Source organism: Actinomadura meyerae (genome assembly GCF_900188445.1).
In the GTDB taxonomy this organism is placed as follows: domain Bacteria; phylum Actinomycetota; class Actinomycetes; order Streptosporangiales; family Streptosporangiaceae; genus Spirillospora; species Spirillospora meyerae.
In genome coordinates, this window is the sequence record NZ_FZOR01000007.1 from 180,241 (window position 1) to 205,907 (window position 25,667).

The 25,667-nt window shown below is 71.9% G+C and carries 23 protein-coding genes; 7 read left to right on the forward strand and 16 right to left on the reverse strand.

Annotated features, from left to right (window positions below):
- The first annotated feature begins 13 nt into the window (after positions 1–13).
- Positions 14–733: a sulfite exporter TauE/SafE family protein gene (locus CHF16_RS10490; RefSeq protein ID WP_089325745.1), complete on the forward strand. Its 720-nt coding sequence runs from the start codon at positions 14–16 to the stop codon at positions 731–733.
- Positions 733–1,296 carry a G/U mismatch-specific DNA glycosylase gene (gene mug / locus CHF16_RS10495; RefSeq protein WP_089325746.1) on the forward strand — a complete coding sequence of 188 codons (564 nt, stop codon included), beginning with the start codon at positions 733–735 and terminating at the stop codon, positions 1,294–1,296. The genes CHF16_RS10490 and mug overlap by 1 nt, the downstream gene beginning before the upstream one ends.
- On the opposite strand, the gene CHF16_RS10500 is transcribed toward mug, so the two are convergent.
- The 6 genes from CHF16_RS10500 to idi form a co-directional block, all read right to left on the reverse strand.
- The gene (locus tag CHF16_RS10500; protein WP_089325811.1) at positions 1,283–1,849 is read right to left on the reverse strand and encodes a Uma2 family endonuclease; all 567 of its coding nucleotides are present in this window, start codon (positions 1,847–1,849) and stop codon (positions 1,283–1,285) included. The two genes, mug and CHF16_RS10500, sit on opposite strands and share 14 nt — an antisense overlap.
- A gap of 128 nt (positions 1,850–1,977) precedes the next feature.
- Entirely contained in the window at positions 1,978–2,403 is a 426-nt protein-coding gene (locus tag CHF16_RS10505) for an ASCH domain-containing protein (protein WP_245868349.1), read from the reverse strand.
- A 250-nt stretch (positions 2,404–2,653) separates the two neighbouring features.
- Complete coding sequence (locus CHF16_RS10510; protein ID WP_089325748.1) at positions 2,654–3,505, reverse strand: carbohydrate ABC transporter permease; 852 nt, start codon at positions 3,503–3,505, stop codon at positions 2,654–2,656.
- Positions 3,502–4,467: a carbohydrate ABC transporter permease gene (locus tag CHF16_RS10515; RefSeq protein ID WP_089325749.1), complete on the reverse strand. Its 966-nt coding sequence runs from the start codon at positions 4,465–4,467 to the stop codon at positions 3,502–3,504. Before CHF16_RS10515 ends, CHF16_RS10510 begins: the two co-directional genes overlap by 4 nt.
- On the reverse strand, positions 4,464–5,771 hold the full coding sequence (locus tag CHF16_RS10520) for an ABC transporter substrate-binding protein (RefSeq protein WP_179271470.1): 1,308 nt from the start codon (positions 5,769–5,771) through the stop codon (positions 4,464–4,466). Before CHF16_RS10520 ends, CHF16_RS10515 begins: the two co-directional genes overlap by 4 nt.
- Before the next feature lie 142 nt (positions 5,772–5,913).
- Positions 5,914–6,492, reverse strand: a complete 579-nt coding sequence (idi, locus tag CHF16_RS10525) for an isopentenyl-diphosphate Delta-isomerase (RefSeq protein ID WP_089325750.1) — start codon at positions 6,490–6,492, stop codon at positions 5,914–5,916.
- 150 nt (positions 6,493–6,642) lie between these two features.
- Here idi and dxs point away from each other — a divergent pair, with 150 nt between their 5' ends.
- Complete coding sequence (gene dxs / locus CHF16_RS10530) at positions 6,643–8,586, forward strand: 1-deoxy-D-xylulose-5-phosphate synthase (protein ID WP_089325751.1); 1,944 nt, start codon at positions 6,643–6,645, stop codon at positions 8,584–8,586.
- Between the two features lie 54 nt (positions 8,587–8,640).
- Here dxs and CHF16_RS10535 read toward each other — a convergent pair whose 3' ends face one another.
- The 6 genes from CHF16_RS10535 to CHF16_RS40200 all read right to left on the reverse strand — a co-directional run bounded on the left by CHF16_RS10535 (position 8,641) and on the right by CHF16_RS40200 (position 16,622).
- Positions 8,641–9,006: a hypothetical protein gene (locus CHF16_RS10535; RefSeq protein ID WP_089325752.1), complete on the reverse strand. Its 366-nt coding sequence runs from the start codon at positions 9,004–9,006 to the stop codon at positions 8,641–8,643.
- A gap of 83 nt (positions 9,007–9,089) precedes the next feature.
- Positions 9,090–10,448 (reverse strand): FAD-dependent oxidoreductase, encoded by a 1,359-nt coding sequence (locus CHF16_RS10540; protein WP_089325753.1) that lies wholly within the window; start codon positions 10,446–10,448, stop codon positions 9,090–9,092.
- A 115-nt stretch (positions 10,449–10,563) separates the two neighbouring features.
- The gene (locus CHF16_RS10545; RefSeq protein ID WP_089325754.1) at positions 10,564–12,048 is read right to left on the reverse strand and encodes an amino acid permease; all 1,485 of its coding nucleotides are present in this window, start codon (positions 12,046–12,048) and stop codon (positions 10,564–10,566) included.
- 234 nt (positions 12,049–12,282) lie between these two features.
- Positions 12,283–14,379: a 3-hydroxyacyl-CoA dehydrogenase NAD-binding domain-containing protein gene (locus tag CHF16_RS10550; RefSeq protein ID WP_089325755.1), complete on the reverse strand. Its 2,097-nt coding sequence runs from the start codon at positions 14,377–14,379 to the stop codon at positions 12,283–12,285.
- The gene (locus CHF16_RS10555; protein WP_089325756.1) at positions 14,372–15,577 is read right to left on the reverse strand and encodes a thiolase family protein; all 1,206 of its coding nucleotides are present in this window, start codon (positions 15,575–15,577) and stop codon (positions 14,372–14,374) included. Before CHF16_RS10555 ends, CHF16_RS10550 begins: the two co-directional genes overlap by 8 nt.
- Positions 15,578–15,758: 181 nt before the next feature.
- The gene (locus CHF16_RS40200) at positions 15,759–16,622 is read right to left on the reverse strand and encodes a methyltransferase domain-containing protein (protein WP_179271471.1); all 864 of its coding nucleotides are present in this window, start codon (positions 16,620–16,622) and stop codon (positions 15,759–15,761) included.
- A 487-nt stretch (positions 16,623–17,109) separates the two neighbouring features.
- Between CHF16_RS40200 and CHF16_RS10565 the strand changes: the two genes are divergently transcribed.
- Complete coding sequence (locus CHF16_RS10565; protein ID WP_218826620.1) at positions 17,110–17,955, forward strand: AfsR/SARP family transcriptional regulator; 846 nt, start codon at positions 17,110–17,112, stop codon at positions 17,953–17,955.
- Positions 17,956–18,033: 78 nt separating this feature from the next.
- On the opposite strand, the gene rfbA is transcribed toward CHF16_RS10565, so the two are convergent.
- Genes rfbA through CHF16_RS10580 form a run of 3 tightly spaced genes read right to left on the reverse strand, consistent with a single transcriptional unit; the run spans position 18,034 to position 20,605 of the window.
- The gene (gene rfbA / locus CHF16_RS10570) at positions 18,034–18,918 is read right to left on the reverse strand and encodes a glucose-1-phosphate thymidylyltransferase RfbA (protein WP_089325758.1); all 885 of its coding nucleotides are present in this window, start codon (positions 18,916–18,918) and stop codon (positions 18,034–18,036) included.
- Positions 18,915–20,372 carry an NDP-hexose 2,3-dehydratase family protein gene (locus CHF16_RS10575; RefSeq protein WP_218826621.1) on the reverse strand — a complete coding sequence of 486 codons (1,458 nt, stop codon included), beginning with the start codon at positions 20,370–20,372 and terminating at the stop codon, positions 18,915–18,917. The genes rfbA and CHF16_RS10575 overlap by 4 nt, the downstream gene beginning before the upstream one ends.
- Positions 20,369–20,605, reverse strand: a complete 237-nt coding sequence (locus CHF16_RS10580; protein ID WP_089325759.1) for a DUF5988 family protein — start codon at positions 20,603–20,605, stop codon at positions 20,369–20,371. Before CHF16_RS10580 ends, CHF16_RS10575 begins: the two co-directional genes overlap by 4 nt.
- Before the next feature lie 501 nt (positions 20,606–21,106).
- Here CHF16_RS10580 and CHF16_RS40845 point away from each other — a divergent pair.
- The 3 genes from CHF16_RS40845 to CHF16_RS10595 all read left to right on the forward strand — a co-directional run bounded on the left by CHF16_RS40845 (position 21,107) and on the right by CHF16_RS10595 (position 25,034).
- Positions 21,107–21,922 (forward strand): helix-turn-helix domain-containing protein, encoded by an 816-nt coding sequence (locus tag CHF16_RS40845; RefSeq protein WP_089325760.1) that lies wholly within the window; start codon positions 21,107–21,109, stop codon positions 21,920–21,922.
- 174 nt (positions 21,923–22,096) lie between these two features.
- Positions 22,097–23,479: an FAD-dependent monooxygenase family protein gene (locus CHF16_RS10590; RefSeq protein WP_089325761.1), complete on the forward strand. Its 1,383-nt coding sequence runs from the start codon at positions 22,097–22,099 to the stop codon at positions 23,477–23,479.
- Between the two features lie 208 nt (positions 23,480–23,687).
- Positions 23,688–25,034, forward strand: a complete 1,347-nt coding sequence (locus CHF16_RS10595) for an NDP-hexose 2,3-dehydratase family protein (protein WP_179271472.1) — start codon at positions 23,688–23,690, stop codon at positions 25,032–25,034.
- On the opposite strand, the gene CHF16_RS10600 is transcribed toward CHF16_RS10595, so the two are convergent.
- Positions 24,973–25,638 (reverse strand): hypothetical protein, encoded by a 666-nt coding sequence (locus CHF16_RS10600; RefSeq protein ID WP_089325763.1) that lies wholly within the window; start codon positions 25,636–25,638, stop codon positions 24,973–24,975. The genes CHF16_RS10595 and CHF16_RS10600 overlap by 62 nt on opposite strands.
- Between the last annotated feature and the right edge of the window lie 29 nt (positions 25,639–25,667).

Genomic DNA, 25,667 nt, shown 5'->3' on the forward strand with positions numbered 1-25,667 from the left:
ACCGTCTGCGGGCGTGCCGCATCTCGACTTCCTCCTGGTCGGCGGGCTGGCGGCGCTGACCGGCGCGATCGTGCAGAGCAGCGTCGGCCTCGGCGTCGGCCTGGTCGCGACCCCGATCGTGACGATGCTGTTCCCGTCGCTGATGCCGGGGGCGATCCTCGTGATCGCCCTCGTGCTGCCGCTCGCGACCCTCGCGCAGGAGATCCGGCACGTCGAGCTGCGCGGCCTCGGCTGGGCGTTCGGCGGCCGGCTCGCCGGGACGCCGTTCGGCGTGTGGCTGGTGGCGGCCGTCCCCGACCGCGTCCTCGGCGTCCTCGTCGGTACCGTCGTCCTCGCCGCGCTCGCGGTGACGGCCGGGTCGCGGGACGTGCCGCGCAACCGCCGGACGCTCACCGCCGCCGGGGTCGTCTCCGGCACGACGGGGACCGCGTCCGGGATCGGCGGCCCGCCGATGGCGCTGCTCTACCAGCGCGAGAGCGGACCCCGCGTCCGCGCGACGCTCGCGCTGTACTTCGCCGGCGGCACGCTGCTGTCGCTCACCGTCCTCGGCGCCGCCGGGCACCTGCCGGTCCGGCAGGTCGTCGCGGGCCTGGCGCTCCTGCCGTTCGTCCTCGCCGGGTTCCTGGCGGCCGGGCCGCTGCGCCGCTACCTGGACGCCGGACGCCTCCGCCTCGCGCTCCTCATCGTCGTCGGGGCGTCCGCGGTGGGGCTGATCGTCCGTAATCTGGTCTGATGCGTCCCACGAAGGCCGACCTGGAGGCCGCCCGCGACCGCGTCATCCCCGACGTCCTGCCGCCGGACGGCGGGACGCTCCGCGTGCTGTTCAGCGGCATCAACCCGGGCCTGTACTCCGGCGCCACCGGGCACCACTTCGCGCGTCCGGGCAACCGCTTCTGGCCCGCGCTGCACCGCTCGGGCTTCACCGACCGCCTGCTGCACCCGTCCGAGCAGGACCTCCTGCCCGGCTACGGCCTCGGCATCACGAACCTGGCCCACCGCACCACGGCCCGCGCGGACGAGCTGACCGGCGAGGAGCTCCGCGAGGGCGGGCGGCGCCTGAGGGCCCTCGTCGACCGGTACCGCCCCGCCTACCTGGCCGTCGCCGGCGTCACCGCCTACCGCACCGCCTTCGGCCGCCCCCGCACTCGGATCGGTCCGCAGGAGGAGGAGTTCGGCCCTGCGCGGCTCTGGGTCCTGCCGAACCCGAGCGGCCTCAACGCGAGCTGGCCCCTCGACCGCATCGCGGCCGAGTTCACCCGCCTTCGCGAAGCCGCCGAAATCGTCAGAACTCGGTGAGGACGGCCGGGTCGAAGCGCACGGTGAACGACTCGTCCGCCTCTACCTCGACCTCCAGCACGCTCCCCGCCGTCGCCGTCTGAACGCGGCGGTAGGCGGCGGCCCCTTCCTCCAGTGCGAAGACCTGGACCTTGCGGACGGGGGAGAACTCGGCGATCCAGTACTGGGGGATGCCGAGCATCGCGTACTCCTTGAGCTTGCGCACGCGATCAGTGCGCTCGCTGGCGCTGCCCGGTGAGATGACCTCGATGACAAGCAGCACCTCCCGGCCTGGGATCACCACCGGATCGCGGTCCACGATCGAAGCCCGGGCCACGCTCCTGGGCACGAGGAACAAGGCGGGCTTCCGGATGCCCGCCGGTGTGCTGATCTCCCATTCACCGCCGCCGGCGACGAAGACGTCGGCCTTCGCCTCCGCCGCGGCCGTGCTGACGATGTCCTGCAATCGCATCGCGGCCCAGTTGTGGGTTGCGCTCGGGGACAACTCGATCAGCCACCCGTCTTCGAGTTCCAGGCCTCGGCCTTCGTCCTCTCGGGCGTGCAGATCGTCCATCGTGTACGGACCAAAACCGCCATGGTCATGCGCGACACCCACGGTCCTGCTCCCATCAATGGTGCCCACAAACCAACGCAGGGACTACGTTACCCCGCCGACTTTCGCGACCCACCGTAGCGAGTTGTTTACTTGCAGGTGGTGCTGTTGAGGGCGAACATCGTGTTGACCTCGTTGACCAGGGTCGGGGTCGGCTGCCAGAGGTCCGTGCGGCCGAGGGCCACGATGGGGCGGGGGAGAGGGCGGACGCCGGTGAGGTGCCAGTGGTGCCGGCCGCGCTCCGCCCAGGGGCCGCAGTCGCAGGCGCCGCCGCGGGCCGCGGCCGAGCAGACGTCGTCGAGGTCGGCGACGGCGATGACGGCGCCGATGGTGGCGAGCGGGTCGCGCGGGTCCCAGCCCGCGGCCTGGATGAGGGGCGAGTCGCACGCCTTCAGGTCGACGCGCATGGAGGCGTGGATGAGGAGCGGGCCGCGGTAGGCGGTGGGCAGGCTCTGGTTCGAGACGGACTTGCCGCCGCGCGCGATCGCGAACGCCCAGGGCTGCTGAACACTCATCGCCTGCACGCGGCCACCTCCATCGCTCGCCCGGTCTCCGTCGGCCCGGGATCGCCGAGGCTCCGGCGGGACGCCGGTATGCCGCGCGACGATGCCCGAGAGGCTAAACGCATCTCGGCTGAATTGCCAACGGAGCGGTCGAAAGGGTTGATGTCCGTCACGGGACGGCTGCCGGGCCGTTCGATTCCCATGCGGATCTCCTTCGATCACCAATGTGACGCGTGAGGCACGTGACCGGTTGACGCGTTCGTCACCCCTTCAGTGCTCCCGCCATCAGCCCGCGCATGAAGAACCGCCCGAGCAGCAGGTACACCAGGAGGGTCGGCAGGGACGCCAGCAGCGCCGACGCCATCTGCTGGTTGTACTGGACGGCGACCGCGCCCGAGCCCGCGGTGTTGTTCAGCATCACCGTGACCGGCCAGCTGTCGGGGGCGCCGAGGAACACCGCGAACAGGAAGTCGTTCCACATCGAGGTGAACTGCCAGATCAGCGTCACCGCGAACGCGGGCGCCGACACCGGCAGCACCACCGACCAGTACGCGCGCAGCATCCCGGCGCCGTCCACGCGGGACGCCTCGATCAGCTCGTCCGGGATCGTGACGTAGTAGTTCCGGAAGATGAGCGTGCAGATCGGGATGCCGTACACGACGTGCGCGAGGACGAGGCCGCGGATCGTGCCCGACAGCTCCATGTCCGTCAGCAGGCCCGCCAGCGGGATCATGACCGCCTGGTACGGGATGAACATGCCGAACAGGAACAGCGTGAAGACGACGTCCGCGCCCGGGAACCGCCATTTCGACAGCACGTAGCCGTTCAGCGAGCCCAGCACCGCCGAGATCACCGAACCGGTCACGGCGATCTTGACGCTGTTCTCCAGGCCGGGCCGCAGCGCGTCCCAGGCCGCCCCCCAGCCGGACGTGCTCCAGTGCGCCGGCAGGCTCCACGCGCTGCTCGGGTCGGCCTCGTCCAGCGGCTTGAAGCTCGTGACCACCAGCACGTAGACGGGGATGAGGAACAGCAGCACGAACGCCAGCAGGACCGCCAGCTTCACCGCCTGCACGGCACCGGACGAGCGGTGCCCCGGCGCGCCCGCGGCGGTCATCGGGTCCGCTCCGAGCGCACCGACCAGACCAGGTACGGGATCACCAGCACCGCGACCGCGACCAGCATGTAGGTGGCGATGGTGGCGCCGTTGGCCGGGTCGTGCCGGTCGAAGATCTCCACGTAGGCGGCGATGGCCGGCACGTAGGTGATGATCTGCTTGCCCGCGATCGCCATGATCAGGTCGAACACCTTCAGCGAGATGTGCCCGAGGATGATCAGCGCGGACAGCGTCACCGGGCGGAGCTGCGGGAACACCACGTACCGGTACACCTTCCACTCGGACGCGCCGTCCACCCGCGCGGCCTCCCGCAGGTCCTCGGGGACGCTGCGGAACCCGGCCAGGTACAGGGCCATGACGTACCCGGACATCTGCCAGATGGCGGGGAGGGCCATCGCCGCCATGCCCCAGTCCGGGTTCTGCCACCAGTCGTTCGACAGGAACCCCAGATGCAGCTTGTCGAACAGCTGGTTGAAGCCGACGGCGCGCTCCGGCGGCGCCGGGTTCATCAGCCACCGCCACACCACGCCGCTGGCGATGAACGACACCGCCATCGGGAACAGGTACACGACGCGGAAGCCCGCCTCCGCGCGGATGCCCTTGTCCATGAGGAACGCCAGGAACGCCCCGAGCAGCAGCGCGCCGGCGACGAACACGGCGGTGAACAGCAGCGCGTGCTTCACCGCGCCCGGCCAGCTCGGCTGGTCCCACAGGTCGACGAAGTTCTTCCCCCTGTCGAACCCGTACTCGGAGACCTCGTCGTGCTTGCCGCTGAGCGCGACCCGGGTGTTCCAGAACAGCAGCCCGTAGACGAACAGGCCGATGGCGACGATGGACGGTGAGACCAGCAGCAGCCCCGGCAGCCACTTGCGCGCGCGCCTGAGGAACGGCGTGCGGTGCTCCTCGGACGCGTCCCGGCGGCCGGGGTCCGCTGCTTCCAGGCCCTCTTGCGAGGCGGTCACTGTCCGCTGTTCTTGGCCGCGCTCACCAGCCCCTGCTGGAGCTTGGCCACGTCCCGGTTCTGCAGGAACAGGCCGATCGCGGTGTCGATGTCGGTGTGCCACTTGTTGTTGGCGTTCACGCCGTGCCAGAACGAGCCCGCGAGCTTGATCTGCGGGTTGTTCCACTCCTCGAACGCCGTCTGCAGGTACCCGGTGTAGAGGCTCTTGTCGGCGTCCTTACGGGCGGGGATGGAGCCCTTCTTCGGGTTGAAGAGGTCCTGCCCCTCCTTGCTGGACACCTCCTTCAGCCAGGCCTCCGCGCCCGCGCGGTGCGGCGCGCCCTTGGGCAGGGTGAAGCTGTCCGACAGCCACATGTAGGTGCCCTCGGTGCCCGGCGCGGCCGCGAACTTGAAGTCGGTGTCGAGCTTCTTGCCCAGGCCGTTCGGCGCGGAGCCGACGAAGTACCCGTACGCCCAGTCGCCCATGATGTTGAACGCGGCCCTGTCGTCCACGACGGCCTTCGCGGCGCCCTGCCAGTCGGTGGACGCGGCCTCCAGCGTCGTGTACTTCATGATCTCGCCGAACTCGTTCAGCGCCTTGGTGACCGCCGGGGTGCCCCAGTCGGCGCCCGGCTGCCACAGCGCGTTGTAGGCGTCGGTGCCGAGGCTGCCGAGCAGGACGTTCTCCAGCAGGTGGTCGGCCGTCCACTGCGCGCCGAGCGACAGCGGCACCTTCTTCGTCTTGTCCTTGACGGCCTTCAGCGCGGTGATGAACTCGGGGATCGACGTCGGCGGGCCGGCGACCCCGGCGTCCTTCAGGATGTCGGGGTTGTACCAGAGCACGTTCGACCGGTGGATGTTCACCGGCACCGAGTAGATGTGCCCCTTGTAGGTGATCTGGTCGACGAGCTGCTGCGGGTAGACCGACTTGAGGTTGTTCTTCTCGTAGAAGTCGTCCAGCGGCTCGATCTGCCCGGCCTTGATGTAGTCGAGCAACTCGGCGCCCGCGTGGCCCTGGAACGAGTCCGGCGGCTTGCGGTTCTGCAGCCGGCTCGCCAGGACGGCCTTGGCCTGCGTGCCCGAGCCGCCGGCGATCGCCGCGTTGACGAACTCGGTACCGGGATTGCGCTTCTCGAAGTCGGCCTGCATGGCCTGCAGCCCGTCGGCCTCGCCTGGACCGGTCCACCAGGAGAAGACCTCGACCTCGGACTTGTCGTTGTCGCCCGAACCGCCGCCGTCGCCGCCGCAGCCCGACATGGCGAGGGCACCGGTCATCGCCACGGCCGCGAACACCGTCCAGCGGCGCCGGAAAGCACGTACTCGCATCGTCCGTCCCTTCGGTTGCCCCGGGGAAAGCAAGCGTCCGTTCGGACGCCCCACGGGTCAACACCGGGCACGGAAAAGTGATCAAGCGGTGATGCGCGCCACAACGGGCGCCGCGCGGTGCGCCGGGAGAGCCGCCGGGCGGCTACCAGGGAAGGGCGGGCGGCAGGTCGGACGGGCCCGCGTCCGGCCAGTCGAGCGGGGCGCCGAGCGGGGCCAGCTCGGCGAGCTGGAGCCGGTACCAGGGTGAGGACTCGGGGCGGCCGGCGAGGTCGAGGCAGCGCTCCCACGTCCACCACTCGGCCGACTCGACCTCGGCGGGGTTCGGCCGCAGCGGCCCGCCCGCCGCGACGACGGCGCGCACGACGGGGCACCGCTCGTGCTCGACCGTCCCGTCCGCGGCGACGGCCCGGTACTGGAAGCGCGGCAGGACGGACGTCAGCGCCGCCTCCGGCATGCCGAGCTCGTCGCGCAGCCGCCGCAGCACGGCGTCGCGCAGCTTCTCGCCGGGGCCGGGATGGCCGCAGCAGCTGCCCGTCCAGACCCCGGGGAACGTGCGCTTGTCCAGGGCGCGCCGAGTGATCAGGACACGACCCTCCGTATCCACCACATAGCAGGAGAAAGCCAGGTGGTAGGGCGTGTGTTCGTGGTGGCTGGAGCTCTTCGGAGCCGTTCCGACGGCTTCGTCATCCGCGTTGAGCAGCACGATCTCTTCGACGGCCATGCTCTACTCCTACCCCATCCCCGCCGCGGCGGTCAGTCTTTTCGCACCCGGCGCGCGGACGGGGTGCGGCGCGTCGCGGGCGAACCGGGATTAAACTCGGAACGGCCCGAGCGAGGGGAGACCCGATCCCCGACGGAGGAGTTGAAACGAGTGAGCCTGCTGGAGTCGATCACAGGTCCCGACGACCTCAAACGACTGGACGCCGGTCAGCTGCCTCGGCTCGCGGAGGAGATCCGCGAGTTCCTCGTCCAAGCGGTCTCCAGGACGGGCGGGCACCTGGGGCCGAACCTCGGCGCGGTCGAGCTGACGATCGCGCTGCACCGCGTCTTCGACTCGCCGCACGACAAGATCCTTTTCGACACGGGGCACCAGGCCTACGTGCACAAGATGCTCACCGGCCGGCACGACTTCGAGCTGCTGCGCAAGCGCGGCGGCCTGTCGGGCTACCCGAGCCGGGCCGAGTCCGAGCACGACGTCATCGAGAACTCGCACGCCTCCACCGCGCTGTCGTACGCCGACGGGTTCGCCAAGGCGTTCCAGCTGCGCGGCGAGGACGACCGCGCCGTGGTCGCGGTCGTCGGTGACGGCGCGCTGACCGGCGGCATGTGCTGGGAGGCGCTCAACAACATCGCCGCCGGCGTCGACCGCCCGGTCATCATCGTCGTCAACGACAACGGCCGGTCCTACTCGCCGACCATCGGCGGCCTCGCGTCCCACCTCGCCGACCTGCGCGTCACCCAGGGCTACGAGAACGCGCTCGACCTCATCAAGAAGACGGTGCCGCGCGCGCCCGTCGTCGGCACCGTCGCCTACGAGGCGCTGCACGGCATCAAGAAGGGCCTCAAGGACGTCCTGCAGCCGCAGGCCATGTTCGAGGACCTCGGCATGAAGTACGTCGGCCCGATCGACGGCCACGACGAGGACGCCGTCGAGCGCGCCCTGCGCCGCGCCCGCGGGTTCGGCCGCCCGGTCATCGTGCACTGCATCACCACCAAGGGCCGCGGCTACGCCCCCGCCGAGAACGACACCGAGGACTGCATGCACGGCGGCGGCGCGTTCGACCCCGCCACCGGCAAGTTCGTCACCAAGAAGAGCGGCCCCGCCTGGACGAAGATCTTCGGCGAGGAGATGGTCGCGATCGGCCGGGAGCGCCGCGACGTCGTCGGCGTCACCGCCGCGATGCTCTACCCGGTCGGGCTCGCGCCGTTCGCCGAGGCCTTCCCCGACCGCGTCTACGACGTCGGCATCGCCGAGCAGCACGCGGTCACCTCCGCCACCGGGCTCGCCATGGGCGGGATGCACCCGGTCGTCGCGGTGTACGCGACGTTCCTGAACCGCGCGTTCGACCAGGTCCTGATGGACACCGCGCTGCACCGGCAGCCGGTCACGTTCGCGTTGGACCGCTCCGGGGTCACCGGCGACGACGGCGCCAGCCACAACGGCATGTGGGACATGTCGATCCTGCAGCTCGTGCCGGGCCTGCGCGTCGCCGTCCCGCGCGACGGGGCGCGGCTGCGCGAGCTGCTGCGCGAGTGCGTCGCCGTCTCCGACGGGCCGACCGCCATCCGCTACCCCAAGGGCCCGGCCGCGGCCGACATCGAGGCGGTCGGCAAGGCCGGCGGGATGGACGTGCTGGCCCGCCACGACGGCTCCAACGGCACCCGCGTCCTGCTGGTCGCGGCGGGCTCGATGGCGACGCCCGCGGTGGAGGCCGCCGGGCTGATCGCCGCGCAGGGCATCGGCGTCACCGTCGTCGACCCGCGCTGGGTGAAGCCGCTCGACCCGGCGCTGCTCGACCTCGCCCGCGACCACGCGCTCGTCGCCGTCGCCGAGGACAACGGCCGCACCGGCGGGCTCGGCGACGCCGTCGCCCGGCTGCTGCGCGACGCCGAGGCCGACGTCCCGATCCGCACGTTCGGCATCCCGCAGGAGTTCCTCGACCACGCCTCGCGCGGCGAGATCCTCGCCGACATCGGCCTGACGCCGCAGGCGCTCGCCCGCGACATCACCGAGTCGGTGGCGCGCATCACCGCGGCGGAGGGCGAGACCGCCGAGGCGCCCGAGGCGTCCGAGGCGTCGAAGGACCAGCCCTGAACGCGGACCGGCCCTGACCGCACGGGCGTGACGAGCGGCCCCGCCCCGGGGCCGCTAGACGCCGTCGGCCGACAGCAGCTGCCAGAAGTGGGTGATGGACGCGGCGGACGTGCCGAGCTCGCGTCCCGAGTACGTCCATCGCCCGCGCAGCCGCCACGGGCGCCCCGCCCCGTCCTGGACGAAGACCTGGAGCGGGAAGCAGGCGTCGTGCGCGCGGATGACGCCCGCGGTGTCGACCGAGGGCGCGAGCCTGGGCTCGCCCTCGCAGCGCACGCCCATCACGGACGTGCGCGGGTCCTGGCGCAGGAGTCCCTGTGTCAGGTCGTACACGAGTACGGACACGTAGTCGGGGCCCAGCCACCTGAGGTCGGGGACCGTCTCGGGTGGGGGGAACCCGTACAGTTCTGGACCGCCGGTCACACGCCGCACCGTAGCGCCCGGGTCACATGCCCGTCACTACTTTCCCGGCGCGAATTCCCGCGGGGCCGGATGCGGCGGGCCGGTCAGTCCCCGCCGCGGCAGGCGGACGTCATCGCCTCCCACCGGGCCAGCTTGACCCGTTCGCCCCGGTCGAGGCTGCGCGCGAGCGCGATCTCGGCGGCGTCGAGGTTCAGCCAGTCGGCGTAGGTGACGACGGGCAGCCCGCGCGACTCCAGCAGCTCCTCGACGGTGTGCTTGCGCTCCGGCTCGGTGCCGGCGAGGTCGGCGAGCAGGTTGCGGACGGTCTCGGCGGCGTCGGACTTGTTGGTGCCGACGACCCCGGTCGGCCCGCGCTTGATCCACCCGGCGACGTACTCGCGGGGCACCGGCGCGCCGTCCGGGCCGAGGATCCGGCCGCCGTCGTTCGGGACGACGTGGGACCGCTCGTCGAACGGGACCCCGGTGAGCGGGACGCTCTGGTAGCCGACCGACCGCAGCACCAGGCCGACGGGCAGCGTCTCGTACTCGCCGGTGCCGGTGACGCGGCCGGACTCGTCCAGCCGGGTCCGCTCCAGCTTCAGGCCCTCGACCCGGCCGGTGCCGAGGATCTCGGCGGGCGCGCGCCAGAACCGGACGTCGATGTGGCGGGGGCGGCCGGGCGCGGGCTCGCCCGTCCAGCCGCTCAGGACCTTGACGTTGCCGCCGGTCTTGCGGTCGCCCGCGGCCAGCTCGGCGCTCGCCGGGTCGAGCTCCATGTCCTCGGGGCGGACGTGGATGCTCGCGTTCGGCAGCTCGCCCAGCTCGCGGGCCTCCTTGGTGGTGAACTTCGCCTGCGCCGGGCCGCGCCGCCCGATCATGTGGATCCGCCTGACCCGGCTGCGCGACAGCGCCTCGATGACCTGCTCGGGGACGTCGGTGTCGCGCAGCTCGTCCGCGGTCTTGGCGAGGATGCGGACGACGTCGACGGCGACGTTGCCGACGCCGACGACCGCGACCTCCTCCACCGACAGGTCGAACTCGTGGTCGGCGGCGTCGGGGTGCCCGCAGTACCAGTTGACGAAGTCGGTGGCGGCGATGCTGCCGGGCAGGTCCTCGCCGGGGATCCGCATCTGCCGGTCGACCATCGCGCCGGTCGCGTAGACGACGGCGTCGTAGCAGCCGAGCAGGTCGGCGCGGGTGATGTCGCGGCCCAGCTCGACGCAGCCGAAGAACCGGACGGCCGGGTTCTCCAGGACCCGCTGCAGGTACTTGGCGATCGACTTGATCGACGTGTGGTCGGGCGCGACGCCGTAGCGGACCAGGCCGTACGGGGTCGGCAGCCGGTCGAACACGTCCACCCGGACGTCGCCGCCCGCCTGCTTGACGAGGGCCTCGGCGGCGTAGATCCCCGCCGGACCGGATCCGATCACCGCGACGAGCACTGGAGGAGCCATGCCGGTCATTGTGCCTACCCGGCGGCGGAAATGACACAGTGACCCCCGTCACGGATCCCGGCGCGTCGCCGGGGCCGCGGGCCGGGGGCGCGGGCCGGGGCGGGCGGATCGGCAGGCGCGGGTGTCAGTACTTGGCGGAGACGTCCTCCGCGCGGCCCACCCGGCTGTGCCGGTACCCGTAGAACCCGTAGATGACGGTGCCGATCGCCATCCAGGCGAGGAACCGCAGCCACGTGTCCACCGGCAGGTTGATCATCACGAACAGGCAGCCGAGCACCGACAGGATCGGGACGGCCGGGACCCACGGCGTCCGGAACGCGCGGGGCAGGTCCGGGCGGGTGCGGCGCAGCACCACCACGGCGACCGAGACGACGAGGAACGCGAACAGGGTGCCGATGTTGACCAGCTCGGCGAGCTTGGCGAGCGGGATGAACCCGGCGAGGATCGCGACGACGGCCCCCATCAGGATGGTCGAGCGGTAGGGGGTGCCGTACCGGGGGTGGACGGCGGAGAGCCACGGCGGCATGAGGCCGTCCCGCCCCATCGCGAAGAAGATGCGGCTCTGCCCGAGCAGCAGGATCAGCACGACGCTGGTGAGGCCGATGACGGCGCCGATGTCGATGATGGTGGCGAACACCGGGTGCCCGACGGACTTGAACGCGTCGGCGAGCGGCGCGGCGGTGCTCAGCTCGGTGTAGTGCTGCATGCCGGCCACGACGGTCGACACGGCGGCGTACAGGACCGCGGTGATGACGAGCGACCCGATCAGCCCGATGGGGATGTCGCGCTGCGGGTTCCGTGCCTCCTCGGAGGCGGTGGCGACGATGTCGAAGCCGATGTAGGCGAAGAACACGATCGCGATGGCGGCGAAGATGCCGAGCCAGCCGAAGTTGGCCGGGGTGAAGCCGAACAGCTCCTGCATCAGCGGCGCGGTGAGGCCGCTGCCCTCCTCCGCCGGCTTCGAGGGCGGGATGTACGGCTCGTAGTTGGCGCCCTTGACGAAGAACAGCCCGGCGAAGATGACCAGCAGCACGATCGCCACCTTGATCGCGACGACCACGGCGTTCACCCGCGAGGAGATCTTGACGCCGAGCACGAGCAGCGCGGTCACCGCGACGACGAGCGCGATGGCGGGCACGTTCACGGTGCCGCCCTCGCCCGGCGGCGCGGCGAGCGACGCGGGGATCGTGACGCCGATGTCGTCCAGCAGCGAGGCGAAGTAGCCGGACCAGCCGACCGACACCACCGCCGCGCCGAGCGCCATCTCCAGGATGAGGTCCCAGCCGATGATCCAGGCCGGGAACTCGCCGATGGTGGCGTAGGAGAAGGTGTAGGCGGAGCCCGCGACCGGGACGGTGGAGGCGAACTCGGCGTAGCAGAGCGCCGCGAGCCCGCACACGACGGCGGCGAGGATGAACGAGAGCGCGACCGCGGGCCCGGCCTTCTCCCGGGCGACCTGCCCGGTGAGCACGAAGATGCCGGTCCCGATGATCACGCCGACGCCGAAGACGGTGAGGTCGAGCGCCGACAGGGCCCGCCGGAGCCGGTGCGCGGGCTCCTCGGTGTCCCGGATCGACTGCTCGACCGACTTCGTGCGCAGCAGGTTCATCCTCGGCACCCTCCGCCTCGCCTCACCTCGTGTCCGCCGCGGCCGGCGCCGTCCGGCACGGGCGGCCGGCGCGGCCGCCGACCGTATGCCCAGATGTGCGCGGGTTATGATCAGCCGAAACGCGAGCGCGCCTGTGACGTGCGGAAATGCCGGGAAAGAGGCGTTCCGAACGTCGCTCGGAACGCCCCTTTCGCGACTATGGCGGCGGGTGCCGCGGAGGGTGCGGGCCGGGGGTCAGGCGGGCAGTGAGGCGACCCCCGGCTCCAGGAAGCGGCGGCCGGTCACCCGCTCGGCGACGCCCGACCGGTCCAGGTACGGGGTGATGCCGCCGAGGTGGAACGGCCAGCCCGCGCCGAGGATCATGCACAGGTCGATGTCCTGCGGGGCCGCGACGACGCCCTCGTCCAGCATGATGCGGATCTCGTCGGCGAGCGCGGCGAGCGCCCGGTCGAGCACCTGCTCCTCGGTGGACGGGCTCGTCCCGCCCGCGAAGATCTCCACGACCTCCGGGTCGAGGGTGAAGTCCGGCCGGTACACCCCGGTCTTGCCGGCCTCGACCATCCTGGCGAGGTTGTCCGACAGCGGGAACCGGTCCGGGAACGCGCGGTGCAGGGTCTCGTTGACGTGCAGCGCGATCGCCGGGCCGACCAGCCCCATCAGCACGAACGGCGGCATCGGCAGCCCGAGCGGCGCGGCGGCGCGCTCGGCGACCTCGATCGGCGTGCCCTCGTCCACCGCCTTGACGATCTCGGCGAGCAGGCGCAGCAGGACGCGGTTGACCACGAACGCCGGGGCGTCCTTCACCAGCACGCACGACTTCTTCAGCGCTTTGCCGGTCGCGAACGCGGTGGCGAGCGCCGCGTCGCCGGTCCGCTCGCCGCGGACGATCTCCAGCAGCGGCAGCACCGCGACCGGGTTGAAGAAGTGGAAGCCGACGACCCGCTCGGGGTGCCGCAGCCCGGACGCCATCTCGGTGACCGACAGCGAGGAGGTGTTGGTCGCGAGGACGCACTCGGCGGAGACGTACTCCTCGACCTCGGCGAACACCTTCTGCTTGACCGACATCTCCTCGAACACGGCCTCGATGACGAAGTCGGCGTCGGCGAACGCGTCCTTGGTCAGCGAGCCGGTGATGAGCGCCTTGAGGCGGTTCGCCTTGTCGGCGGACACGCGGCCCTTGCCAAGCAGCTTGTCGATCTCGCCGTGGGCGTAGCCGACGCCCTTGTCCACCCGCTCCTGGTCGAGGTCGGTCAGCACGACCGGCACCTCCAGGCGGCGCGCGAACAGCAGCGCGAGCTGCGAGGCCATCAGGCCCGCGCCGACGACGCCGACCTTGGTGACGGGGCGGGCGAGCGACTTGTCCGGCGCGCCGGCGGGCTTCCTCGCGCGCTTCTGGGTGAGGTCGAACGCGTACAGGCCGGCGCGCAGCTCGTCGCTCATGATGAGGTCGGCCAGCGCCTCGTCCTCGGCGGCGAAGCCCTCGTCGCGGGTGCGGTCCTTGGCGGCCGCGATGAGGTCGAGGGCGCGCGTGTAGGACGGGGCGGCGCCGTGCAGCTTGCCGTCCGCGTTCCAGCGGGCCGCGGCGACCGCGTCGTCCCACGCCTTGCCCTTGTCGACCTCGGGGCGGGTGACGGTGATGTCGCCGTTGAGGACGCGGGCCGTCCAGGCGAGCGACTCCTCCAGGAAGTCGGCCGAGTCGAAGAGGGCGTCCGCGATGCCCAGCTCGTACGCCTGCGGGCCCTTCAGCGTCCGGTTCTGCGCGAGCGGGTTCTCGATGACGACCTTGAGCGCCCTCTCCGCGCCGATCAGGTGCGGCAGCAGGTACGTCCCGCCCCAGCCGGGCACCAGGCCGAGGAACGCCTCGGGCAGCGCGAACGCCGGGACGCCGGCGGAGATCGTCCGGTAGGTGCAGTGCAGGCCGACCTCGACGCCGCCGCCCATCGCCGCGCCGTTGTAGTAGGCGAACGAGGGGACGCGCAGCTCGCCGAGGCGCCGGAACACGTCGTGGCCGAGCCGGCCGATGGCGCGGGCGTCCTCGCGGTTCGCGATGAGCGGGACGCCCTTCAGGTCGGCGCCGACCGCGAAGATGAACGGCTTGCCGGTGACGCCGACGGCCGCGATGTCGTCGCGCGCGGCCACCGCGTCGATGGCGGCGCCCAGCTCGGCGAGGCCGCCGGGGCCGAAGGTGTTGGGCTTGGTGTGGTCGAAGCCGTTGTCGAGCGTGATGAGCGCGAGCGTGCCGGCCTCGTAGGGCAGCGTCACGTCGCGTACGTGCGCGTGCGTCACGACCTCGTCGCCGAAGACGTCCGCGAGGTTCGCCGTGTCACTCATTGCTGTCCCCCCAGTTCACGTTCTCCCAGAGGACGGTTCCGCCCATGCCCATGCCCACGCACATCGTGGTCAGTCCGTAGCGCACGTCCGTCCGCTCCTCGAACAGGCGGGCGAGCTGGTTCATCAGCCGCACGCCGGACGAGGCGAGCGGGTGGCCGAGCGCGATCGCGCCGCCCCACGGGTTCACCCTCGGGTCGTCGTCGGCGATCTTGAAGTGCTCCAGGAACGCGAGCACCTGTACGGCGAACGCCTCGTTGATCTCGATGAGGCCGATGTCGTCCATGGTCAGCGCGTTGCGGGCGAGGAGCTTCTCGGTCGCGGGGACGGGCCCGACGCCCATCACCTCCGGTTCCACGCCGGCGAACGAGAAGTCGACCAGGCGCATCCGCGGGGTGAGGCCGAGTTCGCGGGCGACGTCCTCGGCGGCCAGCAGGCACGCGGTGGCGCCGTCGTTCAGCCCGGCGGCGTTCCCGGCGGTGACGTTGCCGTGCACGCGGAACGGGGTCTTCAGCTTCGCGAGGTCGTCCAGCGTGGTGCCGGGGCGCGGCGGCTCGTCCTCGGTCGCGAGCCCCCAGCCCTTCTCCGCGGAGCGGACCGCGGTCGGCACGAGGTCCGGCTGGATCTTCCCGGCCGCGTAGGCGGCGGCGACCTTCTGCTGGCTGCGCACGGCGTAGGCGTCGGCGCGCTCCTTGGTGATGCCGGGGAACCGGTCGTGCAGGTTCTCCGCCGTCGACCCCATGACCAGGGCGGACGGGTCGACGAGCCGGTCGGCGAGGAAGCGCGGGTTCGGGTCGACGCCCTCGCCCATCGGGTGCCGGCCCATGTGCTCGACGCCGCCGGCGATGGCGACGTCGTAGGAGCCGAACGAGATCCCGGCGCCGGAGGTGGTGACGGCGGTCATCGCGCCCGCGCACATCCGGTCGATGGCGTAGCCGGGGACGCTCTTGGGCAGCCCGGCCAGCACGGCGGCGGACCGCCCGATGGTCAGGCCCTGGTCGCCGGTCTGGGTGGTGGCGGCGATCGCGACCTCGTCCACCCGCTCGGGCGGGAGGGACGGGTTGCGGCGCATCAGCTCGCGGATCGCGCGGACGACCATGTCGTCGGCGCGGGTCTGCGCGTACAGCCCCTTCGGGCCGGCCTTGCCGAACGGCGTGCGGACGCCGTCGACGAACACGACGTCGCGTGCGGTGCGAGGCACGGGTCGTCCTCCCTGCGGTGGGCGGTGTGAAGGCGGTCGTCGAGCCTCGTGCCGCCCCTGCCGGACGCGGCACGAGTGCCCGCGACAGCGATGCTACTCGCTGGTAGCCAACTATGCTACTCGTCAGTAACCACTGACGAGCGCCTCGTCCACCCACGGCCTGCCCGTCCGGGCGCGTTTCTCACCCCGCGGGGCGGTGCGCCACCACCAGCAGGTAGCCGAGCTCCCACACCTCCGCCAGGGCGCCCATGTCCAGCTGGAACGCCGGATCGTCCGCGTGCAGCTCCTCGATCTCCGGCGGGGCCTGCCCCTTGAGCCGCGCCGCCTCCCGCATCGTCTTGCGCATCACGTGCTCGCTGATGTCGACGATCTCGTCGACCAGCAGGCCCGCGTTCCGGATCAGCCCGGGGTAGTCGTCGATCGTGACGGTGGGGCCGAGCAGCGTCTCGCGGTAGTAGGCGTCCACGGGCCCCCGCTTGTGCTCCGGGATCGGCACCCGCTCGAAGATGTCGGTCACCAGGACCCGGCCGCCCGGCCGGACCACGCGCGCCATCTCGCCGAGGACCCGGCCGCGGTCGGGCATGTGGATGATGGACTCCAGCGCCCACGCGGCGTCGAAGGAGTCCGCCGCGAAGGGCAGGCGCATGGCGTCGGCGTGCTCGAACCGCACCCGCTCGGCGAGCCCCTCGCGCGACGCGAGCCCGTTGGCCAGCTTGGCCTGCTCCCGGCTGATCGTCACGCCGGTGACGCGGGCGCCGGTGTCCTGGGCGAGGCGCACGCCGGGGCCGCCGAGCCCGCACCCGACGTCCAGGAGGTGCTCGCCCTCGCCGACCCGCACCTTGCCGATCATCACCTCGGTCATCCGCGCGGCCGCCTCGCGCAGGGTGGCGCCGTCCTCCGGCGAGTCCCAGTACCCGAAGTGCATGGTGGCGTTGGCCTCGGAGCCGACCATCACCGCGAGCCGAGCGAAACGGTCGTAGAAACGACCGACCTCGTTCGGCTCCGGTACCCTCGGCCGCCGGGCCGCCGGCATCGTCTCGCTCATCTCTGACCGCCTTTCCTGGTGGGCGCGCCCCGGCAGCCCGATCGGCTGCTCGGGCACGACATGAGCCGGGGGCCACCGGTGTCCGGCACGGAGGTCTGCGTCATCGGAGCCCCTCAGCTCAGCCGGCATGCGGCACTCGGGCGCGATGGCGCGGGACCGGGAGATGTGCGGCCGGAACGGCGGCAGTGGCCGACTTCGCTCCGCGGAGGGGCGCGGGGCAGGCGGCCACGACCAGGGTGGCACCGGCCGGTCGGCGCCCTCAACTCCTCGGTTGCGCACGCGCCGGGCGCGTCGCCGGGCCGCGCGGGACGCGCCGGCGGGAACCGGGTCCGAGGGCCCGGACGGCGCTCTGACGTGGGGCTTCGTCCCGCGCGAAGGCAGAGCAATCTGAGCGGTGACAGCGCGCGGAACTGCGGGGCACGCTTGGCCCAGCGGGGTGATCGTGTTCCAAGATGTCACTGCCGCGCCGCCCATGAAGGGGACGCAGATGGTGCGCTTCAAGCTTCTCGGCAGTCTGGAGATAAGCAACAGCGGACGCACGTGCGCGATCACTCCGCCGAAGGTGCGCCAGGTTCTCGCGCTGCTGCTGGTGCGGACCGGCAAGCTCGTCCAGGTGGACTCGGTCATCGAGGAGCTCTGGGCGGACGCGCCGCCGCGCCGCGCCTCGAACACCGTGCAGACCTACGTGTACCAGCTCCGGAAGATCATCGATCAGGAGGGGCTGGCGCCCGCGGGCCGCGAGCTGCTGTTCACCCAGCCGTTCGGCTACCAGCTCCAGATCGAACCGGAGCAGCTCGACATCTGCGTGTTCGAGGCGGAGGTGGCCGAAGGGCGCCGGATGCTGGACGCCGGGCAGCCCGAGCGCGCCTCCCAGCGGCTGCGCCAGGCACTGGACCTGTGGACGGGGCCTCCGCTGGCCGACGTCGTCCAGGGGAACCTGCTGAGCACCCACGCCCTCCACCTGCAGGAGCTGCGGATGCGGGCACTGGAGCTGAGGATCCAGACCGACGTCCACCTCGGCCGCGACCGCGACCTCATCGGTGAGCTGCGCTCGCTGGTGGCCCGGTATCCGCTGCACGAGTGGTTCCACGGCCAGCTCATCGGCGCGCTCGCCCGTGCCGGGCGGAGGGCCGAGGCGCTGGCGGCCTACGGCGAGCTGCGCGCGCTGCTGAACAGGGAGCTGGGGCTCGACCCGTCCCCGGAGCTGCAGCGCATCCACCAGGAGATGCTGGCGCCGGCGCCCGGGTCGTCCGGGCTGTGGACGGAGGACTTCGCGCTCGCCGACTTCGGCCGCTCCCCGGCCCTGGCCAACGGCTCCCAGCGCGGACGCTAGCGGAACCGGGCGCGGACGCCGGCGGACCCGAGCGGCCGCCGCCCGGCCCGCCGCTCGCCGCCCGTCGCCCGCCGCCCGTCAGGGGCAGACCCGCACGCCCTCCTTGGCCATCGCCATGACGTACTGGCCGTAACTCGAATCGGCGAGCTCGGCGCCGAGCTGATGGCACTCGTCGGCGCTGATGTAGCCCTTCCGCAGCGCGATCTCCTCGATGCAGGCGACCTTGACGCCCTGGCGCTCCTCGATCGCCCACAGGTACTGGCCGGCCTGGAAGAGCGCCTCCGGCGTCCCGGTGTCGAACCACACGAAGCCCCGGCCGAGGTCGACGAGCCGCGCCCGCCCGCGCTCCAGGTAGACCCGGTTGACGTCGGTGATCTCCAGCTCGCCGCGCGGGGACGGCTTCAGCCCCCGGGCGATGTCGACGACCTCGCCGTCGTAGAAGTACAGGCCGGTGACGACCCGGTTGGACCGGGGACGCTCGGGCTTCTCCTCGATCGAGACCGGCCGGCCGCGCTCGTCGGTCTCCACGACGCCGTAGCGCTCGGGGTCGTGCACCGGATGGCCGAACAGCACGCAGCCGTCGACGTCGCGGCTGCTGTCGGCCAGCAGGTCCACGAACGAGTTGCCGTGGAAGATGTTGTCTCCGAGGACCAGCGCCACGGGCCCGTCGCCCACGTGGTCGGCGCCGATGATGAAGGCGTCCGCGAGGCCCCGCGGCTCGTCCTGCGCGGCGTAGCGGATGCGGAGCCCGAGCCGCGCGCCGTCACCGAGCAGGCGCCGGAACAGCGGCAGGTCGAACGGCGTGGAGATGATGAGGATGTCCCGCACCCCGGCGAGCATGAGCACCGACAGCGGGTAGTAGATCATCGGCTTGCCGCAGACGGGGAACAGCTGCTTGGAGACCGCGAGGCTGGCGGGGTGGAGCCGCGAGCCGGTGCCGCCGGCGAGGATGATGCCCTTCATCGCGGCCGCCCGGCGGGCGGGGTCAGGCTGTGCGTGCAGGCCAGCAGGCTGCGCGCCTCGACGTTGAGGTAGTGGCCGTGCCGGACGAGGTCGCCGAGCTGGTGCAGCGTCAGCCAGCGGAACCCGGGCGGCTCCGCGGCGGCGTCCGGCGCCGCCTCGACGATGAGGCACCGGTTGCGGGCGTGGAAGAACCGGCCGCCCTCCTCCGACAGGACGGTGTCGAACCTGACCCGGTCGGGGCGGGCCCGCAGCACCTCGTCCAGGAACCGCGGCCGCGCCGCCGCGGGGAGGTGCGCGTGGTTCGCGGGCGTGGCCTGGACGGTCGGCGCCAGCTCGATCACGTCGACGAACCCGGGCTGCGCCGACGCCCGCATCAGCACGTGCAGCACACCGCCGATCGAGCAGGTCAGGAAGGCGATGACGCCCTGCGCCACCGGTCTGATCATCGGCTGGGACCAGTGCGCGACCTCGCGTCCCTCCGCGCGGACCCGCACCCCGATGACCTCGAAGTAGCGGCCGGTGCGGTGGGCGACGGCCGCCGGGGTCCGCCGCCAGTCCGCCACCTCGTTGAGCGGGACGAGCCCGGCGCGCATGTCCGTCATCGTGCGGACCTCGGTGATCCAGCTCAGGACGTCGGTGGTGGTGTGCAGGGAGCCCGCGCCCGGATCCAGCGACCGGAGCAGGGCGGTGTGGAAGGCGTCGGCACCGGGGAGGTCGAGCATGCCCGTGAGATCGGCGCCCGCAGCGGGGAGGCAGCCGAGCACCGTGCGGCTGTCCATGTTGACCGTGTCGTCGACGTGGAGGAGGGCGTGGACCTGGCCCAGCGTCAGCCAGCGGAAGCCGTCCAGGACCTCGACGTCGTCGGTGGTCTCCACGACCATGTTGCGGTTGCGCTTGCGGAAGAACCAGGAGCCCTGCTCGGACTGCCGCACGTCCACGATGACGTTGTGCCGCGAGGTGTTCCGGAAGTAGTCGAGGTAGGGCACCGGCCTGCCCTGGTGCACCCGCGTGTAGTTGCTGCGGGTGGCCTGCACCGTGGGGGAGAGCTGGAGCCCGTTCGCGTTGCCCGGCTCGGCCTTGGCCTGCATCAGCAGGTGCAGGACGCCGTCGAACTCCTTGGCCAGGATCCCGAGGATCCCCACCTCCGGCTGGTGGACGACCGGCTGGCTCCAAGACTCGACGGGGAGGCCGGGGGCCCGCACGTCCATGCCCTCGATGGTGAAGAACCGTCCGCTGGCGTGGCCGATGGTGCCGGTCGCCGGGTCCTCCCGCCACTGGTCCAGGCGGTCCAGCGGGACCCGGTCCACCGCCATGCGGAACCGCTCGGCCGCACCCGCCAGCCAGTCCAGTGTTCCGCCGCGCCCCGCGGCCAGCGCGGAGACGGCCAGCCGCCGCTGGACGGAGGCGCCGTCCCGGCGGGTGAGCAGCGGCGCCGGCCGGTGCGTCGCCGTCACTCGGCGATCTTCGTTCGCATGGTCCAGTGGAAGGCCACCGGACGGGACGGGTCGATCCGCGGCTCGCGCACGATCTCGAAGTGCTCGTAGCCGTTGCGGTGCAAGATCTTGATCTTGGTCTCCGCCGCCGGCGTCCGCACGGTCCGCGCGACCGGGGGGATGTCGGCCGGCCCGCCGATGAGCACTGCCTCGACGGTCTCGCCAGGGGAGGTGAGCCGATCCGTTCTGTCCATCGGAGTTCCGCTCCAATCGGGACTGCTCGTGCCTGCGTATTTCCCGTTGGATCTGCGTCAGTGCGACGTTGTGACGTGCCCTCGGATCATCTCAACGGCCCACTGATGGACCCTCTGCGCACCATTGTGTGGCCAATCGGCCCGCCGGACATCTCCAAAATTGCTGCCGTTTCACGCGGTCGCGTTCCGGGTGCTCGCTGTTGTATCGGAATGCGATGCTCGGCGGCGACCGCTTTGGCGGCGCGCCGAACCTCGCCAGTGATCACTAGAAAGGCAGTTTCAGATATCTCGTTTCGGTGAAGATCCTATCTCGTGATAGGGGCATCCGAAACCGAAATCATCGATTCACGGTCATATTCGGTCACGCTGGGTCGGCCGGCGGGGTGGACCGTTCTTCCGCATGTCTACAGGCGGTCTCGATGAGGTTGCGGCGGCCCTTGACCGTTCCACACGCCTGGGCTTTCACTGGGGATCTTCAGGGTGTGACATCAAGGGGGCCTGGTGCGACAGGAGATCGGCGATGTCGTCGAGCTGATGCGCGACCGATATCACGAGGACCTCACGCTGGAGGAGCTGGCCACCGCGGTCAATCTCACTCCGGGATATTTATCGCGACTGTTCTGCCGGGAGACGGGTTACCCGCCGACACGCTTTCTCGGCGGGGTGCGGCTGGAAGTCGCGCGGCAGAAACTGCTCTGCACCGAGGAGAGTGTCGCCGATATCGCGGTGCAGGTCGGATGTGCGAGTCTCGGCACATTCACCTCGCGTTTCACCCGGACGGTCGGAATCTCGCCGGGACGGTACCGGCGCGCCGCCCGGCTCGGCAACGCCGCCGACGGCTTCGCCGGCGAGCACGACGACCTGCCCTGCACGCAGGGGTCGATCCTGGTGTCGCTCCGCTCCGCGGCGCTCTCCCCGTCCCGGGACTTCGTCGTGCGGGCCGTGCCGACCTCGCTCGTCCTCGGCGGACCGGTGGAGCCGTGCGCGGTCGAGGACCAGAACGGCTCGTCGCACATCGCCCACGTCACCCCCGGCCGGTGGATGATCACGGTCAGGACGCACGGCGAGAGCGGCGGCACGCCGGTGCTGGCGGCCATCCTCGGCCCGGTCTACGTCGTCCCCGGCGCCGCCGTGCCGGTCGAGCTCGACCTCGAGAGGCTGCTGGAGGGGACCATCCCCCACTGCGCGGGCCCGCTGCCCGACCGCGTCCGGAAGGGGCCGCGGGCGCGGAGCGACTTCTCCCGCTCGATGGGGGTGCACGGGCTCGCCTGCCGCGGCCCCGCCACCGAGGCCGCCGCGGTCCGGCAGCCCTCGTGACGGCGCGGCGCGAGCGGCGGCGCAGTCGCGCAACCAGGGAGAAGACACCCGCTCCCGCGCGCTCAAGAATCCTCATGGGTGCGGCGGACCGCATCACCAGGACGCCCGGGGACCCCGGCGCCTGGACGACGACAAGCCGGACCAGCATGAGCTGGACCCGGGCAAGGAGGGGCCGTGCGGCCAGTCGGTGAACACGCGGTAGTCGTCGGCGGCTCGATCGGCGGCCTGGTGGCGGCCCGCGTCCTGTCCGGCAGGTTCGAGCGGGTCACGGTCATCGACCGCGACACGCTGCCGGCCGCGCCCCGGACGCGGCGCGGGGTGCCCCAGGGCGGGCACGCGCACGCGCTGCTGATCAGCGGGCGGATGCAGCTGGAGGAGCTGTTCCCCGGCCTGACCGAGGAGCTGATCGAGGGCGGCGCCGTCCCGTTCGACCCGGGCCACGACCTGATCTTCTACCAGATGGGCGCGCTCCGGACGCGGTTCCGCAGCGGGATGCTCGGGATCAGCCTCAGCCGGGCCTACCTGGAGCTGGCGGTGCGCCGGCGGGTGGCGGCCCTGCACAACGTCGAGATCCGGGACCGCACCGCGGTCGGCGGGCTCCTCGGCGTCGCGGGGCGGGTGCTGGGCGTCGAGCTGGACGACGGCGACCGGATCCCGGCCGACCTCGTCGTCGACGCGACCGGGCGGAGCGCGACGCGCAGCGAGCGGTGGCTGGCGGACCTGGACTGCCCCGCCCCCGAGGTCACCACGGTCAAGATCGACGTGGGGTACACCACGCGGCTGCTGCGGCGCCGCCCGGGGGAGTCCCTCGGCGAAGACGGCGGCCTCCTCTTCCTGATGTCGTGCGTCCCGCCGGGCGACAAGCGCGCCGCCGCGGCGTTCGCCATCGAGGGCGACCGGTGGATGGTCACCCTCGGCGGCTGGCACCGCGCGCACGCGCCCGTCGACCCGGAGGGGTTCGCGGCGTTCGCGGCGGGCCTGCCCGACCCGCACATGGCCGACCTGATCGCCCGGTGCGAGCCGGTCGACGACGGGGACGCGCACCGGTTCACCTACCCCGCCGCGCGGCGGCGCTACTTCGAGCGGCTGCGCCGGCTGCCCGCCGGCTATGTGGCGCTCGGCGACGCGATCTGCAGTTTCAATCCGCTGTACGGCCAGGGAATGACCGTGGCGACGCTGGAGGCGCAGATATTGGGCCGCTGCCTGGACCGGTTCGGCGCACCGAACGCGGAGATGGCGCGGCGCTATTACCGGGCCTGCGGAAAAACGATCGACACGCCGTGGCAGATGTCGACGTCGAGCGATTTCATGTTCCCGGAGACGGTCGGTCCCCGGCCGTTCGGGACGGCGCTGGTCAACCGCTACGTGCGCCGCGTCATGCTGGCCAGCCACGTGTCCGTGCCCGCGCACCGGGTGATGCTGGAGATGCAGCACCTGCTGGCCAGGCCCAGCGCGGTCATGCGTCCGGCCACGGTGGTCCGGTCGCTGCGGGCGGCCCGGCGCTCGCCGGCGCTGAAGGCGGCCCCGCCGCGCGGCGCGGACGTCCCGGTCCGGTGAGCGGCGCCCGTCCCGGCACGGCGGCGCGCCGGGACGGGCGGCCCGCGCCATTCCGGGAAATCGCCGCGCGGCAATCTGGGAGATGACCCGGAGAAGTGGCCTTTCTAGGCTGAAGGCACGCCGGGTGACGATGACCGGCCGAGCCGTCGGAAAGAGTCCTGGAAAGGAATTCGCAGTGGGAAGCACAGCGCCAGCGCCCGGAGCCCAGGTGACCGACGAGGAAGTGCGCGCGTGGCTGGCGGCCGCCGCCGAGCGGACCCCGGTGCGGGTGAAGGAGGTCCCCCTCGACGCGCTCGACGGCTGGCAGGCCGATCCCGCGACCGGGGCGATCTCCCACCGCGACGGCGGGTTCTTCACCATCGAGGCGATGGAGAAGCACGCCACCGTGCACGGCTCCATCTCGCACACCAACTACCCGATCATCATCCAGCCCGGCATGGGCACCCTCGGGATCCTGCTGAAGGAGTTCGACGGGGTCCCGCACCTGCTGATGCAGGCGAAGGCCGAACCGGGCAACGAGCGCGGGGTGCAGCTCGGCCCGACGGTCCAGGCGACCTGGAGCAACCGGGACGGGGACGTCCCGTACCTGTCGTACTTCACCGACCCCGGCGACCGCCGGATCATCGCGGACGTGCGGCAGTCCGAGCAGGGGTCGTGGTTCTTCCGCAAGCGCAACCGGAACGTGATCGTCCAGGTCGAGGAGGACGTCGAGGTCCTCGACGGCTACCGCTGGCTGCCGCTCGGGCAGGTCTACTCGCTGCTCGCCGAGCCCGACACCGTCAGCACCAGCGCCTGCTCGGTGCTGTCGTGCCTGCCGTTCTCCCTGCTGGGCGCGCCCGAGGAGGGGGCCGGGGACGGCGCGGGCTTCCGGTCGGCGCTGCTCCGCTCCTGCGAGCCGGGCGCCCCGGCGCGGCACGGCACGACCGAGATCCTCAGTTGGCTCAGCCGGGCGCGCACCTACGGCGACATGAACGTGGAGCGCATCCACCTGAAGGACGCCGGCATGTGGCACCTGTCGGAGGGGCGCCTGACCCACCGGCAGTTCCAGTTCTTCGACATCGTCGGCGCGGACATCGACCTCGGCGGCGACCGCTGGACCCAGCCGATGATCCGCACCGCGGCGGACGGCCTGGTGGTCTTCCTGGTGCGGAACATCGGCGGCGTCCTGCACGTCCTGGTCAACTCGGTCTTCGAGGGCGGCTACGTGGACGTCGCCGAGCTCGGCCCGAGCCTGCAGTGCATCCCGTCGTTCTACGACGAGCTGCCGCCCGACGCCTATCCGCGCTTCCTCAAGGAGCTGAAGGAGGCGGACCCGGCGCAGATCCACTTCGAGACGAAGGTGACCGACCAGGCGGACATCTTCCAGGCCGCCAGCAGCCGCTACGCCATCCTGGAGACCGATCTGGAGCTGGAGGGCTCGGGCGGCGGGTACGGCGACTTCCGGTGGGTGACGGTGGCCCAGCTCGCCGAGCTGAACCGGCACAGCCACTACCTCAACCAGCAGTCCCGGAACCTGCTGTGCTGCCTTCAGGCGATGTACGCCGCTCGGAGATGAACAGCCGGCGGCAGTGCTCGCAGCAGAAGCCGTAGGTCCGCCCGTCGCGCTCCAGGGTGACCGCGTCCGGGCCGAGCCTCACGATCGCCCCGCACATGGGGTCGTACACCGTGCCCTCCGGGAGGACCGGCCCGTCGTCGTCCCCGCTCTCCCGGGACCGGCGGAACGGGTCGCCGAGCATCGCGACCAGGTCGGAGGCGCCGAGCACCCGGCCGCGGAGCCCGTAGCCCCGCTCCGGGACGCCGATGACGTGGACCTCGGCCACCGGCTCCTCCCGGAGGCGCCGCCGCTCCTCGTCGGTCTCGGCCAGGGCGTCGGTGACGAACCGGACGAACGGCTCGCTCAGGTCCCTGCGCCAGGCGTTGGGCACGTGCACGCGGACGAGGTAGCGCGGGTTCCGGGCGTCGACGGGCCCGTCCGCGCTCCACCACGTCTCCGGCTCGTGGAACACCACGTGCATCACCTCGCGGACGGCCGCGGCCGTGCCGGGATGCATCGCCTCGCCCCCGGTGAGGCCGTCCAGCGAGGTGAGGCGCCGGGCCAGCCGCTCGCGCCGCTCCGGGGTGAGGGAGCCCCGGGGGACGAAGACCTCGAGGAAGAACAACCGGCACCGCCCTCTCGACCGATCACGTC